Here is a 15,463-nt window from a genome sequence, read left to right as displayed (position 1 = left end):
CGAGGCCGCGGTGCCTGCCCGCCGCTTTAACGAGTCACAACCCGGAATATTCGCGCGGCAATGCCGAAATTGCCGCGCAAACCCATGGTGCCGCGTGTCACAACCGCGTGGCGAGTTCCCGCTCCCGTAAATTTGCGCATACTTCATCCCCACCTGCAGAGGAGATCAAAGCATGCCACGAGTACGTTCAAGATCAGTTGCCTGCGCGGCAGCCATCGCCTTGGGCCTGGGAGCTTTCTCAGCGCTTCCGGCGAGCGCCGAACCACGGCACACCCAGAAGGACCCGACCGCCGTAGGCACTGGAGGCGCAGTCTCGTCGGTCGATCCGGAGGCCACGGCTGCCGGCATCGAAATCCTGCGCAAGGGAGGCAACGCCGTCGATGCGGCTGTGGCAACCGCGGCGGCACTGGGCGTCACCGAACCCTATAGCGCAGGCATTGGCGGCGGCGGATACTTCATGCACTACGATGCGAAGTCGGGCAAGGTCAGCACCATCGACGGCCGCGAAACCGCCCCGGCAGGCATTGGGCATGATGCCTTCATCGATCCTGGAACCGGCGAGCCGTATAACTTCACCCCGGAACTGGTCACCAGTGGTGTGGCCGTAGGCGTGCCCGGGACAGTGGCCACCTGGCAGCGCGCACTGGATAATTGGGGTTCGCAGAACCTGAAACAGGTTCTGCGGCCGGCGACCCAGATCGCTTCACGCGGCTTTGTCATCGACGAGACGTTCCGCGAGCAGACCCTGGACAACAAGGAACGGTTTGCCGCGTTCACCTCCACGAGCGAATTGTTCCTGCCCGGCGGAGATGCTCCGGAGGTCGGGAGCATTTTCAAGAATCCGGATCTCGCACACACCTACCGGATGCTGGCCAAGCAAGGCATTGATGGATTCTATGAGGGCGAACTGGCTGCCGACATCGCCCAAACGGTACAGGCGCCGCCAAAGAGCGAAGACACCACCCTCCCGGTTCCCGCAGGGCAGCTGGGCACCGCCGACCTGGCCGGCTACGAAGTGGTGGAGCAGGCTCCGACGAAAGTGGACTACCGGGGCTACGATGTCTTCGGCATGGCTCCTTCTTCCAGTGGCGGAACGACCATCGGCGAATCGCTGAACATTCTGGGCGAATTCGATTTGCCAGCCATGGAAGAACCCGACGCCTTGCATCATTATTTCGAGGCAACTGCGCTCGCCTACGCTGATCGCGGCAAGTACGTCGGCGACCCCGCGTTCACCAGCGTCCCGACCCGGACCTTGACGGACAAGTTATTCGGCGCGGATCGTGCCTGCGCCATTGATCCGGATCAGGCCGCAACGAAGCCGGTCGCTCCGGGCGACCTTGAAAACTACGATGGCCAATGCCCTGCGGCTACCAGCGAACCGGTAGCGGAACAGGATACGGAGAACATCTCCACCACCCATCTGTCGGTCGTGGACCGTTGGGGCAATGCCGTTTCCTACACGTTGACCATCGAGCAGACCGGCGGCTCGGGCATGGTGGTCCCCGATCGCGGTTTCCTGCTGAACAACGAGCTGACCGATTTCTCCACGGTGTACGACCCGCAGGATCCGAACCGCATTGAACCTGGCAAGCGCCCGCGTTCCTCGATGGCTCCGACCATTGTCCTGCAGGACGGCGAGCCGGTGCTGGCCATTGGCTCCCCCGGTGGTTCAACCATCATCACCACGGTGCTGCAGACCCTGGTGAACCGCATTGATCTGGGCATGGACATCAGCGAAGCCATCGCCGCTCCACGTGCTTCCCAGCGCAATACGGCAGTGGTCACCGCGGAACCGGAGTTCATCCAAGCCCACGGTTCGGCGCTCGAAGCCTTCGGGCACAAGCTCGCGCCCGCTGGTGATTCCTTCACTCCGCAGGCGGAAATCGGGGCGGTTGAAGCGGTGGAAATCGCTGCCGATGGCACACTCACCGCCGCGGCCGAGCCCACGAGGCGCGGCGGCGGTTCAGCCATGGTGCTGCAGCCAACCGAATAGGCCCGCCGTCTGCTGCGCTAGCAGGCGATGCGCCTAAGCCTGCGCGGCCATCCGGTTGGAGATCTTGTACCGGGCTGCGCGGTGGGTGTCCTTCACGCGGTCGCCGGCACCGAACATCTTGTGGCGCAGCGAGCCCTCGGTGTATTCGGTCTTGTAGACGCCGCGCGCCTGCAGCTCGGGAACCACGTACTCGACGATGTCCTCGAAGGTGCCCGGAGTGACAGCATAGGCGAGGTTGAAGCCGTCCACGTCGGTGTAGTCCACCCAGTCGATGAGCTTCTCGGCTACCTCGGCGCCGGAACCAACGGAGACCGGGCCGAATCCGCCCACGCCGATCCATTCGGCCAGCTGGCGGATGGTCCACGGCTTGCCGGTATCGCCGCTGGCCTTCTTGAAGGTTTCCACCGAGGACTGGATGGCGTTGGACTTCACGTCGTCGCCGATGACATCGTCGGGGCCGTAGACGGACATGTCGATGCCGGTCCAGCCCGACAGCAGTGCCAGCGACCCCTCGATATCCACGTAGGAGCTGTAGTCCTGGAACTTCGCCTGGGCCAGTTCGTTGGTTTCGGCGGTAATGATGGTCTGCATGGCGAAGACCTTGATGTCGTAGCGGCCACGCCCGGCGGCCTCGGCAGCGTCACGGATCTTGCTGACCGCTTCCTTCAGCAGGTCGCGGGTGGGGCAATTGACAAAGATCGCTTCGGCGTTCGTTGCGGCGAACTCGGTGCCGCGCTTGGAGGCGCCGGCCTGGTAGATCACCGGGGTGCGCTGGGTGGACGGCTCGGTGATGGCGATGCCCGGAACCTTGAAGTACTTGCCTTCGTGCTCGATCGGGTGCACCTTGGCCGGGTCGGTGTAGACGCCGGTGGCCTTGTTGTTCTGCACCGCGTCGTCTTCCCACGAGCCTTCGAGCAGCTTGTAGACCACCTCGAGGTACTCATCGGCGTGGTTGTAGCGCTCGTCGTGCTCCATCTGGTCTTCCTGGCCCATATTGCGGGCCGCCGAGGGCAGGTAGCCGGTGACGACATTCCAGCCCACGCGGCCGTTGGTCAGGTGGTCCAAGGTGGCCAAGCGGCGGGCGAAAGCGTACGGGTGCTCATAGGCGGTACCTGCGGTGACGCCGAAGCCGAGGTTCTCGGTCACAGCGGCCATGGCGGAAACCAGCATCATCGGGTCGTTGACCGGCGCCTGCGCGCCGGAGCCCAGCGGGGTCACGTTGGTGCCCTTGTACACGTCGTAGGTGCCCAGCACGTCGGCAAGGAACAGCCCGTCGAACTTCCCCTTTTCCAGCACCTTGGCCAGGTGGGTCCAGTAGCCCAGGGTGTTGTAGGTCGAGGCCTTGTCCTGCGGATGGCGCCACAGGCCCGGCGACTGGTGCACCACGCAGTTCATGTCGAATGCGTTGAATAGGATCTCGCGCTTGTTCTCGCTCATGGCTTTGCCCCCATAGGTTGGTAATCGTGGAAAGTTGCTGGTGTGCGTCGCAGGCCCTCAGGCCCGCTGGGTCGAATCTTCGCCGGTGACGGACAGCCGCTGCGGCTGGACCCCGTTGATCTCGTAGTCCCCGACAATGCGCGCCTTGTAGATCGCCGGGTTATGGGTGGCGATGGTGCGCGCATTGCGCCAATGCCGGTCCAGGTTGCAGCCGCTTCTGGTGGAAGAGGCTCCCAGTGCGTCGAAGAGCTTGCTGGTCACGCCGATGGCCAGTGGCTGCACCACGGTTTGCGCGCGGTTGGCGGCCAGCTCGCATACGGCGTAGCGTTCCTCGTCGTTCAGTCCCGGATCGCCCAAGGCGGCTTCAACTTCAAGGACTGCGCCGATCACCACGGAGTCGGCAGCGAAGGACTCCGCGGAAACTTCGCCCACCAGCTGGAGGACCTGGGGTTCCTGGTATACCGGCACCCCGGTTCCAGTGGTGAAGATGCGGGTGCGCGCCTGCACCGCGTGACGCAGGTCGTTCAATGCGGCGCGGGCGATGCCTGCCTGCACGGCCATGAGCACCAGCTGGAAGATCGCCGCTTCGGAGTCATTGGTCTGCTGCGGCATGAAGCAATCCACCGGGACCTGGTGGAATTCGGTGGTGCCGGTTCCGGTGAGGCCCTGGCCGAACCCATCCCAGTCGTCGAGGATCTTGACGCCGCTGCGCTGGGTGGAGACCACGGCGATCTGGCGGCCGGCGAGCTCCGGGTGGGCCACCGCAACGGTGGTCCAGTCGGCAAAAATGGTGCCGGTGCAGTAGTACTTTTCACCGTCGATCACCCAGCGCCCGTCCACGGTGCTGGCCTTGGTATTCAAGGTGCCCAGGGCGTTGCCACCGCGTTCGGTGTAGGCGTTGCCGATAATCTGCCCGGCAGCGATGCGAGCGACCCACTTCTTGCGCAGCTCCTCGTCCTCCAGCGCCAAGACGTTCTCGACGAATGCGATATGCGCACGCCACAGCTGGCCTACGTGGGAGTCCGCCTCGGACAGCTCGATGAGCAGGCGGAAGACATCCACCAGCCGTGCGCCGTAGCCCCCGTCGGCAACGGAAAGGCGCAGCGCACCGAAACGCTCGCGATTCAGCAGGCCTACCTGCTCGAAAGGAAGCACGCGGTTCAAGTCGCGGTCCTTGGCGGTTGCGGCGATCTGCGCAAAAACGGGTCGGAAAATCTCGGCCAGCCGGTCGTATTGCTCATCCGCACTTGGTCCGGGGGTGATTTTCAGCAATTGCCTGGTCGGCAGCTGTTCTTCAAACTTGTCCAGGTCCATTGCGGTGGCCTGCGAAGGGTCACTGAGCTGGTTGAAGTCCAGTCCGAGGGCATTGTGCGATTCACCAATAGGCATCAGGGTTCTCAATTCTTTCCATCGGTCCTGGCGGTAGCACCGTCCCGCTATTGGGGTGGTTGCTGCGGCGTCGTGGAGCCAGATCTCTCAGCCGCTCTGGATGGGTCGTAATTCATTTGTAACGGTAATAAACCGGCGTTTCCAACCCGCGAAGTCACATTTCGTCCCAGTGCCGGCAGTGCCCATCTTCAAATTTCACAGCCTAATCCGTGTCCTGCCGAAGATGAGTTGCAAAGTTTTGCTTAATGTCGAGCAAACCGGCCTGCAATAAAATAAATAACGAAATTTCTGGGCAATGTGACGTAGTTGTCGAAGATTTTTTCATATTACGCAAGATTTGCGTTCAAATCGTTCGACTCGCTGTAATGGACACGTAACCATCCCGAGCGGCCGAGAGATCTGGCTCGTTGACGCCGCAGCAACCACCTTTGGAGTTTTGCTCTGCAGGCCGGTGCTACCGCCAGGACCGATGGAGATGAACATGACTCTTTCCTTTGCAGCGCCCGAGGCAACTCCCGTTGCCTCAGCTTCAAGCGCCCTGGACGTGCAGTTCAGCAACGTGTCGCGAACCTTCACCACCAAGATGGAAAGCCGCACCGTCCTGGCCGATATCAACCTGCAAATTCCAGCAGGTCAAGTCGTGGCCATTCTTGGAGCCAGCGGTTGCGGAAAATCCACGCTGCTGCGTTCAGTATCGGGCTTGGACCACCCCACCACCGGCACCATCCGCACCGGCACCCGCGAGGTCACCGGCATCAACGAGTTATGCGCCGTTGCTTTCCAAGAGCCCCGGCTGCTGCCATGGCGCTCGGTTCGCCAGAACATTGCACTGGGCCTGGCACCGGAAACCGATAAGCGCGCCGGCAACTCGCTGATCGATGAGTTGATCGAGCTGACCGGTCTGAGCCATGCAGCCAGCTTGCGCCCACGCGAGATCTCCGGAGGCATGGCGCAGCGGGTTTCGCTGGCTCGCGCGCTGGCTCGGCGCCCGGGTGTATTGCTTCTTGATGAACCCTTCGGCGCCCTCGATGCGCTGACACGCTTGAAGATGCAGGATCTGCTGCTCTCGATTCACGCATCGTTCCCCACCACCGTTCTCATGGTGACCCATGATGTGGACGAGGCGTTGACTCTGGCTGACCGCGTGATTGTTCTGGGGCGAGGCGCTGAGCATAGTGCAGCGGGCGTCATCGAGGATCTGTCCATCTCAGCTGGGCATCCACGCCGGCATACCGATGAAAAGTTCGTTGCAGATCGCCTGCACCTATTGCGCCTGCTCGGCGTCGACCCAACCAACCATTAATCCCGGCCACGCCGTGGGTCCCGAACCATTCGGCGGCCTCTTTGCCTTTCACCCACACCGCTTGCACGCACAATTCTAGGATTCTCCATGCTTTTGAACCGTCTCACCCGCCGCACTGCATTGTCCGCCGCCGCCTTGATCGTTGGCGCAGTTGCCCTGACCGGCTGTGCTGGCGAAAACGCTACAGCCTCCCCGGATGGTCAGACCCTGTCCATCGACTTTGCCACTTACAACCCGCTGAGCCTGGTACTCAAGGAAAAGGGATGGTTGGAAGCAGCCGCCAAGGAGCAGGGCGTAAATGTCGAATGGATCCAGTCCGCTGGTTCCAACAAGGCCAATGAAGCTCTTCGCGCCGACGCAATCGATGTTGGTTCCACAGCCGGTTCCGCTGCGCTCCTGAACCGTTCGAACGGTGCACCCATCAAGACCATCGCACTGTATTCGCAGCCGGAATGGGCGGCCCTGGTAGTGGATAAGGACTCGAAAATCGAGTCCGTTGAAGATCTGGCGGGCAAGACCGTGGCCGCTACGAAGGGCACCGACCCATACTTCTTCCTGCTGCAGGCGCTGGAATCCGCGGGCTTGAGTGAAGCTGACATCAAGCTGCAGAATCTCCAGCATGCCGATGGACGTACCGCCCTGGCCAACGGCTCGGTTGATGCCTGGAGCGGTTTGGATCCGATCATGGCCGCTGCCGAAAAAGACGGCGCGCAACTGGTTTACCGGAACTTGGATTTCAACACCTACGGTGCGCTGAACGCTCGCGAAGACTTCATTGAGCAGAGCCCCGAACTCGCCCAGCTCGTTGTCGATGCCTACGAAAAGGCTCGTGGCTGGGCAGCTGACAATCCCGAGGAAACCGCAGAAATCCTGGCCGACGTAGCAGGGCTCGAACCAGGAGTTGCTGCCACCGTGATTGAGGAACGCTCCAATCTGGACGTTCCGGCAGTTCCCGACGCCAAATTCACTGGAGTCCTGAGCAAGATTGCTCCCACGCTGGTCGCCAGCCGCGATGTCTCGGAGCAGGAATCCGTTGATGAAGCTCTGGAAACCCTCATCGATGACCAGTTTGCTGTCAAGGCAGACGCAACAAAGATCTCCGGAGAGTAACCAGCCATGAGCCCCACTAACGTGGCTGGAACCCGCGGAAGCCAAACACCTGCCAAGCAGAAGGCCAGCATGGCCGCAACGATCCTGCGTGCCCCGAAATGGCTGCTTGCGCTGGTCTTGCCGCTGACCACCCTGGCTGTGTGGCAATTTGTCACCGTCACCGGAATCGTCGCTCCGTGGACACTGCCAACTCCGGGTTCAGTGGTCTCTGCTGCCATTGAGCTCTTCCAGGATGGCGAACTCGGAAAGCACATCGGCATCTCCACCCAGCGTGTTCTTCTCGGTTTCGCCTTCGGATCATTGCTGGGCTTGGCGCTGGGTGCACTTGTCGGACTGTCCAAATTGGCAGATGCATTTCTGGGACTGAGCATCAGCGCCCTGCGTGCAGTCCCTTCCTTGGCTTGGGTTCCGCTGCTGGTGCTCTGGATGAAAATGGGTGAAGATTCCAAGGTCACACTCGTGATCATTGGTGCCTTCTTCCCGGTCTTTACCACCGTCGCCTTGGCGTTGCGCCATGTCGATGCCCACCTGGTCGAAGCAGCCCGCTCCTTCGGGTTGAAGGGATTGACGCTGCTGCGCACCGTCCAGCTGCCCGCAGTCGTCCCTTCGATCTTCTCCGGCCTGCGTTTGGCACTAGCCCAAGCTTGGCTCTTCCTGGTCGCAGCCGAACTCCTCGGCGCGTCAATGGGCCTAGGCTTCTTGCTCACCGACTCGCAGAACAACGGCCGATTGGACCGCCTAATCATGACCATCGTGCTGCTGGCCGTCTTTGGAAAGATCACCGATGCCCTGCTGTCGATAGCAGAACGCTGGGCTATCAAGCGCTGGACCTGAAACCGGACCAGCTAGTACCCGTTGACAAAGCTACCCCTCACCAAAGAAAGTTTGCGATGACCACCGAATTGGCAACAACCTCAACTCAAGTACCAGAGGCAGCACGCCAGGAATTCTGGGACGAAGCGGCGAACCTCTTGGATTGGGACACCCCGTGGCACACCACCAGCCGCATCGTTCCGGCCGATCCGGATGCCAAGCGCGGACCGGAAATTTCTTGGTACCTCGGCGGCAAGCTGAACGCCGCAGTGAACTGCGCCGACCGCCATGTAGCTGCGGGACGCGGCCAGAAGGTCGCATTGTATTTCGAAGGCGAGCCCGGAGACCGGGTAGCCGTCACCTACAAGAATTTGCAGGAGCGGGTCTCCCAGGCAGCCAACGCCTTGGAATCCCTGGGTGTGGTGAAGGGCGACCGCGTGGTCATTTACCTGCCGGTGCTCATTGAAACAATTGTCATCACCTTGGCTTGCGCCCGCATCGGCGCCATCCACTCGCTGGTCTTCGGCGGGTTCTCCGCCGAGGCGCTGAGGTTCCGTGTGGAGGACACCAAGGCAAAGGTCCTGGTCACCACCGACGGCCAGTTCCGCCGCGGCACTTCGGTTCCGGTCAAAGGCAACGCCGATGCGGCCGTTGCCGGCGAGAACGAAATCGAAAAGGTCCTGGTTATCCGCCGCACCGGCGACGAAATCCCGTGGACCGAAGGCCGCGACATCTGGTGGCATGAGGTGGTTGATACCCAGTCCACCGAGCACCACGCGCAGGCATTCGATGCGGAAACACCGCTGTTCATCATGTACACCTCGGGAACCACCGGCCAGCCGAAGGGCTTGGTGCACACCACCGGCGGGTACCTGACGCAGGCGGCCGCCAGCTACAACCTGCTGTTCGCCAACCCGGACGAGTCCCAGCGCGCCAAGGACGTGCACTGGTGCACCGCCGACCTCGCCTGGGTCACCGCGCATACCTACGAGATCTATGGCCCGTTGGCCAATGGCGTCACCCAGGTAATCTACGAGGGCGTCCCCAATGCCCCGCACCCGGGCCGCCACTTCGAGGTCATTGAACGCTACAAGGTCACCAGCTACTACACCGCTCCCACCTTGGTCCGCTCGTTGATGGGCTGGTTCCCGGACGGCATCCCCGCCCAATACGATCTGTCCTCGGTGAAGATCGGCGGCACTGTGGGTGAAGCCGTCAATCCCGAGGCATGGAAATGGTTCCGCCAGCAGATCGGCCGGGACAGCGAAGCAGGACTGCCGATGGTTGACACCTGGTGGCAGTCCGAATCCGGCGCGACCGTGCTTTCCCCCCTGCCGACCGATGGACATTTCAAGCCAGGCTGTGCCGCACGCGCGCTGCCGGGCATCTCGGTGGACATCGTTGACGATCGCGGCCTGAGCGTGCCGGCCAACCAGCAGGGGAATATTGTCATTACGCGCACTGGTCCGTCGATGGCCCGTACCGTATGGGGCAACCCGACGCGCTACTACACCAGCTACTGGGAACAATACGTAGAGCAGGGCTGGTTCTTGGCCGGCGATGGTGCCCGCTTCGATGAGGATGGCGATATCTACATCCTGGGCCGCACAGATGACGTGATCAATATTTCCGGCCACCGGCTCTCCACCATTGAAATCGAATCGGCATTGGTCACCCACGCCGGCGTGGTGGAAGCCGGCGTTTGCCCCACCCCGGATTCCAAGACCGGGCACGCTGCAACCGCCTTCGTGGTACCGCTGGACAAGACCCTGGTTGCCGAGTCGCCTGACGAGCAGCTCGTTGCACGGCAGGCCGAGTTCATTGCTGAACTCCGTGATACCGTCGCGGTGCTGATCGGCCCGATTGCCAAGCCGCGGGAAATCGTCTTGGTTCCAGATGTGCCCAAGACCCGTTCGGGCAAGATCATGCGCCGCCTGCTCACCCAGCTGTTCGAGGGCACCACGCTCGGCGACACAACGAGCCTGCAGAATGAGCCGTGCATTCCGGAGATCAACGCGATCTGCCGCTCGCGCGGCTAATCGCTGCTCCCAAGCCCCTCTGGGGTTAAACAAATGAAGCTTCTTCCCCGGCTGGGGAAGAAGCTTCATTTGATTTGCCGGTTAGGAATTCCCGGCCGGTGGCTTCTGGCTCTGGCCATCGGCCGCGCTGTTCTTGCCGTCCTGCACCGGGTCAGCGGTGGCTTCGGTGGCGAAAAGCTTCACTTCGGAGGCCCTGCCCTCGGCCCTGACCAAAGGGATTTCGGTGGTCATCAAGCTGAACTGGCCACCCTCATGGCGGTCAACCGCCTGGCCCACGGACTGCTCCAGGACCTGTCGAGCCACCTTGCCGCGAAGCACCAGCGGATCCTTGCTCAGGTCCTTCCACAACGCCACGCAGAGCAGGAGCATCACAATCACGAATGGCAGCGCCGAAACAATAGTGATGTTCTTCAGCCCGGTCAATGCCTCCGCCGGATGATCGCCACCAGCCAGCAGCATCACCGCGGCCACAGCGCCGGTGGCCACGCCCCAGAAGATCACGGCCTTCTTGGATGGCTCTTCAGCGCCGCGTTCGCTGAGCGCACCCATCACGATCGAGGCCGAGTCTGCGCCGGTCACGAAGAAGATCGCAATCAGCAGCACGGTGACGACCATGAGCACGGTAGCCATCCAGCCCGACAGCGGGAGGCTGCCAAGCATGTCGAAGAGGATCAAATCGAAGTTGATATCTGGCGCGCCATCAACAATGCTGGCCAGCTTTTCCCCGGTTTCCCCGGCGCGTTCAGCGCGTTCCTGAATACCGATGGCGCCGCCGCCGAAGATTGCGAACCAAATCAGGGTGACACTGGATGGAACAAGCAGCACGCCGGTGACGAACTGGCGAATAGTGCGGCCACGGGAAATGCGGGCGATGAACAAGCCGACGAATGGGCTCCAGGAGATCCACCATGCCCAGTAGAAGACAGTCCACGAGGACAGCCAATCAGACATTGCACCGTCGCCGGCGGCCGTACGCGAGGCCATCTCTGGCAAGTCGCCGATGAAAGCGCCAATGGCATCGGGAATGACGTTCAGGATGAACAGAGTTGGGCCGCCAATGAAAACGATCAATGCGATGATCAATGCCAATACCATGTTGGTGTTGGACAACCACTGGATACCGCGCTCGATGCCGGAAACGGCAGAAGCGACAAACAATACGGTCAGAATGCCAATGATGATAACCAGAACGCCGGAACCGACCTTCTCCATCATCCCGGTGGCCTGGATGCCGCCGCCAATCTGCAATGCGCCCAGACCCAGCGAACAAGCCGAACCGAAGAGGGTGGCGATGATGGCCAGGATATTGATGGTGCGCCCGCCCCAACCATGGATGGCCCGGTCTCCGAAGATCGAGCTGAACATGGCTGAGAACAGCTGGGGGCGTCCCAGCCGGAAGCTGCCGTACGCCATGCCCAAGCCAACGATGGCGTACATGGCCCATGGGAATAAGGTCCAGTGGAAGAGCGTGGTGCCCATAGCGGTGCTCAATGCATCACTGGTGGAACCTTCCACCGTTCCCGGAGGAGGCGACATGTAGAAGTACAGCGGCTCGCCCACGCCGTAGAAGACCAAGCCGATGCCCATGCCGGTTGCGAACATCATCGAGATCCACGAGACCGTGGAGAACTTTGGCGTCTCGCCGTCCTTGCCCAGCGGGATGCGTCCAAAGTTCTTGGCCGCTACGACGATGGCGAAGACCGCGAAAACCGCGGCAGCAATCACAAAAAGCCAGCCAGTGTTGGTGATAACCCAGTCAAGGGCCGCGCTGGAGGCCTTGCCCAGCCCTTCGGGGCTAGCGAAACCCCAAATAATAAAGGCCAGCGCTAGAGCGCCGGCGATTCCGAATACCCAGTAATCCGTACCGGAAAGTGAGTACTTCTTAGGTCGTCTGTGACGAACTGAATGCAGTTCCTCCACGAGGTCGCCGATTGATTGATCCGTCTGCTTCATTGCGGTCTTCCTTCACTGGTGAGATCCCGCGGATAAGATCCGGGCGGAATCTGCCGAGCCATCGCCTCGCGAGTAAACGATCGCCATGCAGTGTGATTGATTGCGAATTGCTTTTCGGGTGTCGGTCCACTGTGTCTAAATCTCGCGTTGGAGCAGCCTGAAAGAAACAACTATTCTCCGCTAATATCCAGCGAATTATTCCTGCGAGTTGACTCGATTTAGCACGAATTTGACACGATAAATCCCAAAATGGGCCTTTTCCAGCATGGTCGACATCTCATCAAGGGTCAAATCAGATCCTTGATTTCTCGCCGTTTCCGGATCTTCAGCACCCCGGGATCACATTGTTTACGCTGGCAGCGCCATCCATGTGAGCTTCCTCGCCCCACAGGGTTTTTCGCTCCCCGAACCCGTGAAATCATCAATTGGACCGCAATATTTCCCAAGACAAAACCGCGCACTATTCGCTTTCTTATTTCGGGTGAAATGTCTGCGATTTCGTAATTTTCCTCCCCAGAAGCACACGGCACTTGAACATGCACGACATGGAATACTTACTAATGAAGTGCCGATTCAACCAGTCAGCTGGAGTCCACCCACTTTTAACGCGAAATACACTGGAACTTATCTTGACTGATTCAAAATAAGCAGGCATGCTGGGTACATGACATCACAGGCAGGGATCGAGCAGGTGCTGAAGGCGGCATCGATGCGGGTCACGCAACCGCGCGTTGCGGTACTTTCCGCCGTCGCGGCGCACCCGCACGCGGATACCGAAACCATCATTTCGGCTGTCCGTGAAGATCACCCCAATGTGTCGCACCAAGCTGTCTACGATTCACTCAGGCTCTTCACGAAACTGGGTGTCATTCGGCAGATACAGCCACAGGGCCATACCGCCCGCTATGAAGCCCGCGTTGGCGACAATCACCACCATGTGGTGTGCCGCCAGTGCGGAACGCTGGCGGACGTCGACTGCGCTGTCGGCGGCGCCCCGTGCCTGCATGCTTCCAATGACCACGGGTTCAGCATTGATGAAGCCGAAGTGATCTATTGGGGCACCTGCCCGGATTGCCAGGCTGCGAACGCATAGTTGCTGTCTAAGTAAACCCCTAGATTTGCCATCGTCATCAGCGCAGCTGCTGTGCGATGGATAAAACCAGATAAACCCTAAACAATCCGGAAGGAAAGAGCACATGTCTGAGATGACTGCAGGTCAGTGCCCAGTAGTTGGCGGCGCGGGTCGAATTCACCCTACCCAGGGCAATGCCAACACCGAATGGTGGCCGAATAAGCTGAATCTGAGGATTCTGGCCAAGAACCAGCAGGTTTCCAACCCGCTGGACGAGAACTTCGACTACATTGAAGCCTTCAATGCCCTCGACTTGTCGGCAGTAAAAGCCGACCTGACCGAAATCATGACCCAGTCGCACGACTGGTGGCCAGCAGACTTCGGCCACTACGGCCCATTCTTCATCCGCATGGCTTGGCACTCCGCAGGCACCTACCGCTCGCACGACGGACGTGGCGGCGGCGGCGCAGGCCAGCAGCGCTTCGCTCCGCTGAACTCGTGGCCTGACAACGTTTCGCTGGACAAGGCTCGCCGCCTGCTGTGGCCAGTGAAGAAGAAGTACGGCCAGTCGATTTCCTGGGCCGACCTTATCCTGCTGGCTGGCAACGTGGCTCTGGAAGACATGGGCTTCGAGACCTTCGGTTTCGCCGGCGGCCGCAAGGACGTTTGGGAAGCAGATGACGATGTCTACTGGGGCCCTGAAAAGGTCTGGCTGGACAGCGAACGCTACACCGGCAAGCGAGACCTGGATGCTCCTCTGGCAGCAGTGCAGATGGGCCTGATCTACGTGAATCCTGAGGGCCCTGACGGAAATCCGGATCCGCTGGCCTCGGCCGTAGACATCCGCGAAACCTTCCGCCGCATGGGCATGAACGACGAGGAGACCGTCGCGCTGATCGCCGGTGGCCACACCTTCGGCAAGACCCACGGCGCGCATGCCGATGACAAGATCGGCCCGGATCCAGAAGCAGCTCCGCTTGAAATGCAGGGACTGGGCTGGAAGAACGGCCACGGCACCGGCAAGGGCGCGGACACCGTCTCCTCGGGTCTTGAAGTCACCTGGACCTACCACCCAACCCGCTGGGACAACGAGTTCTTCCACATCCTCTTCGCCTACGAATGGGAACTGTTCGAATCCCCAGCAGGCGCCAAGCAGTGGCGCCCGGTCAACAATGGCGGAGCCGGCTTGGTCCAGCCTGCATTCGAGACCTTGGAACACCGCGAGCCACGCATGCTTACCAGCGACCTGGCCCTGCGCTTCGACCCGGTCTACGGCCCGATCTCCAAGAACTTCAAGGAGAACCCAGACCAGTTCGCAGACGCCTTCGCCCGCGCATGGTTCAAGCTGACCCACCGCGACATGGGCCCGAAGTCCCGCTACTTCGGCCCAGAGGTTCCTGCTGAGGACCTGCTCTGGCAGGATCCACTGCCAGCAGCTCCGCAGACCACCTTGGGTGCAACTGAAGTTGCCGCGCTTAAAGCCCTGATCAACGATTCGGGACTGACCGTCCAGCAGCTGGTATCCACGGCTTGGAAGGCCGCTTCGACCTTCCGCACCTCGGATAAGCGCGGCGGCGTCAACGGCGGCCGCATCCGCCTGGAACCACAGGTCTCCTGGAGCGTGAACCAGCCTGAGCAGCTCAAGCCGGTAATTGCCAAGCTGGAAGAGATTGTTGACAACTTCAACGCCACTTCCGGGATCAAGGCTTCCTTCGCGGACGTCGTTGTCCTAGCCGGCAACGTCGGAGTCGAGCAGGCAGCCCTGGCAGCTGGCCAGCAGGTCGAGGTTCCATTCACCCCGGGCCGCGTAGACGCAACCCAGGAGCAAACCGACGTTGACCAGTTCGCATGGCTGGAACCAGTTTCCGACGGATTCCGCAACTACGACTCGGGCTTCGTCAAGCTGCCTAGCGAGTACTTGCTGATCGACCGCGCGAATCTGCTGGGCCTCTCGGCACCGGAAGCGACCGTACTGCTCGGTGGACTGCGCGTCATCGGCAATAACTGGGACGGCTCCAACTTGGGCGTCTTCACCGACACCCCAGGCGCGTTGACCAACGACTTCTTCGCGAACCTGCTGGAGCTGGGGTTGGAATGGACCCCGTCCGCTGACGAGCAGACCTACACCACCACCGATGGCCGCTGGACCGGCAGCCGCGTGGATCTGGTCTTCGGTGCCAACTCCGAGCTGCGTGCACTGGCCGAGGTTTACGCTTCGGATGATGCCAAGGAGAAGTTCGTCAATGACTTCGCCTCCGCTTGGGCCAAGCTCATGGACGCAGATCGCTTCGAACTGCGCAGCAAGTAGCAGCTGCTGGGCCGCGAGCCCGTAGCAATTAGTGCTGGGCTGC

Annotated in this window: 10 protein-coding genes and 2 riboswitches; of the genes, 7 read left to right on the top strand and 3 right to left on the bottom strand. The window is 61.0% G+C overall.

Features of this window, described 5'->3' with window-relative positions; translation table 11 throughout:
• Positions 1–172: 172 nt before the first annotated feature.
• On the top strand, positions 173–1,996 hold the full coding sequence (gene ggt / locus ACNPN0_RS01490) for a gamma-glutamyltransferase (RefSeq protein ID WP_448938409.1): 1,824 nt from the start codon (positions 173–175) through the stop codon (positions 1,994–1,996).
• A gap of 33 nt (positions 1,997–2,029) precedes the next feature.
• Here ggt and ACNPN0_RS01485 read toward each other — a convergent pair whose 3' ends face one another.
• A complete protein-coding gene (locus tag ACNPN0_RS01485; RefSeq protein ID WP_448938410.1) occupies positions 2,030–3,433 on the bottom strand; it encodes an LLM class flavin-dependent oxidoreductase in 1,404 nt (467 codons plus the stop codon).
• A 57-nt stretch (positions 3,434–3,490) separates the two neighbouring features.
• Positions 3,491–4,822: an acyl-CoA dehydrogenase gene (locus ACNPN0_RS01480; RefSeq protein ID WP_332595240.1), complete on the bottom strand. Its 1,332-nt coding sequence runs from the start codon at positions 4,820–4,822 to the stop codon at positions 3,491–3,493.
• Between the two features lie 15 nt (positions 4,823–4,837).
• Positions 4,838–4,929, bottom strand: a riboswitch (SAM riboswitch).
• 267 nt (positions 4,930–5,196) lie between these two features.
• A riboswitch (SAM riboswitch) is annotated at positions 5,197–5,298 on the top strand.
• Positions 5,299–5,303: 5 nt separating this feature from the next.
• Between ACNPN0_RS01480 and ACNPN0_RS01475 the strand changes: the two genes are divergently transcribed.
• From ACNPN0_RS01475 to acs, 4 genes are all read left to right on the top strand, one after another.
• Positions 5,304–6,125 (top strand): ABC transporter ATP-binding protein, encoded by an 822-nt coding sequence (locus tag ACNPN0_RS01475; protein WP_448938411.1) that lies wholly within the window; start codon positions 5,304–5,306, stop codon positions 6,123–6,125.
• An 87-nt stretch (positions 6,126–6,212) separates the two neighbouring features.
• Entirely contained in the window at positions 6,213–7,235 is a 1,023-nt protein-coding gene (locus ACNPN0_RS01470; protein WP_448938412.1) for an aliphatic sulfonate ABC transporter substrate-binding protein, read from the top strand.
• 69 nt (positions 7,236–7,304) lie between these two features.
• Positions 7,305–8,069 (top strand): ABC transporter permease, encoded by a 765-nt coding sequence (locus ACNPN0_RS01465; protein WP_448938424.1) that lies wholly within the window; start codon positions 7,305–7,307, stop codon positions 8,067–8,069.
• Positions 8,070–8,125: 56 nt separating this feature from the next.
• The gene (gene acs, locus ACNPN0_RS01460) at positions 8,126–10,087 is read left to right on the top strand and encodes an acetate--CoA ligase (RefSeq protein ID WP_448938413.1); all 1,962 of its coding nucleotides are present in this window, start codon (positions 8,126–8,128) and stop codon (positions 10,085–10,087) included.
• Positions 10,088–10,168: 81 nt separating this feature from the next.
• On the opposite strand, the gene ACNPN0_RS01455 is transcribed toward acs, so the two are convergent.
• Positions 10,169–12,040 carry a BCCT family transporter gene (locus ACNPN0_RS01455; RefSeq protein ID WP_448938414.1) on the bottom strand — a complete coding sequence of 624 codons (1,872 nt, stop codon included), beginning with the start codon at positions 12,038–12,040 and terminating at the stop codon, positions 10,169–10,171.
• A 664-nt stretch (positions 12,041–12,704) separates the two neighbouring features.
• Between ACNPN0_RS01455 and ACNPN0_RS01450 the strand changes: the two genes are divergently transcribed.
• On the top strand, positions 12,705–13,133 hold the full coding sequence (locus ACNPN0_RS01450; RefSeq protein ID WP_388024594.1) for a Fur family transcriptional regulator: 429 nt from the start codon (positions 12,705–12,707) through the stop codon (positions 13,131–13,133).
• 103 nt (positions 13,134–13,236) lie between these two features.
• Positions 13,237–15,420, top strand: a complete 2,184-nt coding sequence (gene katG / locus ACNPN0_RS01445; protein WP_105657950.1) for a catalase/peroxidase HPI — start codon at positions 13,237–13,239, stop codon at positions 15,418–15,420.
• Positions 15,421–15,463: the final 43 nt, after the last annotated feature.

Source organism: Glutamicibacter sp. AGC84 (genome assembly GCF_053543575.1).
Note: the sequence above shows the minus strand (reverse complement) of the source record. Positions and strands in the feature narration are given on the sequence as shown.